General features: G+C 55.0%; 1 protein-coding gene. It reads left to right on the top strand.

The window, feature by feature from the left end; genetic code table 11:
* Positions 1-682: cadherin repeat domain-containing protein (locus tag JIG40_RS00925; RefSeq protein ID WP_199464628.1), on the top strand; the 682-nt coding region annotated here is incomplete at both ends.

The following is a 682-nucleotide window of genomic DNA, read 5'->3' as shown; positions in this document are numbered from 1 at the left end:
AGACGGCCCCCGTTATGTGTTCTCGTATGATGAGAACAGCAGCGATGAGTATGTGATTGGTACGGTGTCGGCCACCGATGGTGACGGCGAGGCGGTGACGTATTCCATTACCACCAACGTGTACAACGATGCCAATGAAGCGTTGTTTGAGATCGATGCGGTCAGCGGTGCGATCAGTCTGACGGCGGCGGGCGTCACCGCGTTCTCGAACGATTACGAAACCGCCCCCAATGTGCACGATATTGTGGTGACCGCGACAGAAGTAGCGGGTCTGGGCGAGCAGAAATCCACGGATATCACCGTTGAACTGAGTGAGCTGAATCTGGATGAGTTTGGTCCGGTATTCGATCCGAATGACCCGGATAATGAAGACGGCCCACGTTATGTGTTCTCGTATGATGAGAACAGCAGTGATGAGTATGTGATTGGTACGGTGTCGGCCACCGATGGTGACGGCGAGGCGGTGACGTATTCCATTACCACCAACGTGTACAATGATGCCAATGAAGCGTTGTTTGAGATCGATGCAGTCAGCGGTGCCATCAGTCTGACGGCGGCGGGCGTCACCGCGTTCTCGAACGATTACGAAACCGCCCCCAATGTGCACGATATTGTGGTGACCGCGACAGAAGTGGCGGGTCTGGGCGAGCAGAAGTCAACGGACATCACCGTTGAACTGAGT

Source organism: Vibrio sp. bablab_jr001 (assembly GCF_016464285.1).
Taxonomy (GTDB): Bacteria; Pseudomonadota; Gammaproteobacteria; order Enterobacterales; family Vibrionaceae; genus Vibrio; species Vibrio fluvialis.
Note: the sequence above shows the minus strand (reverse complement) of the source record. Positions and strands in the feature narration are given on the sequence as shown.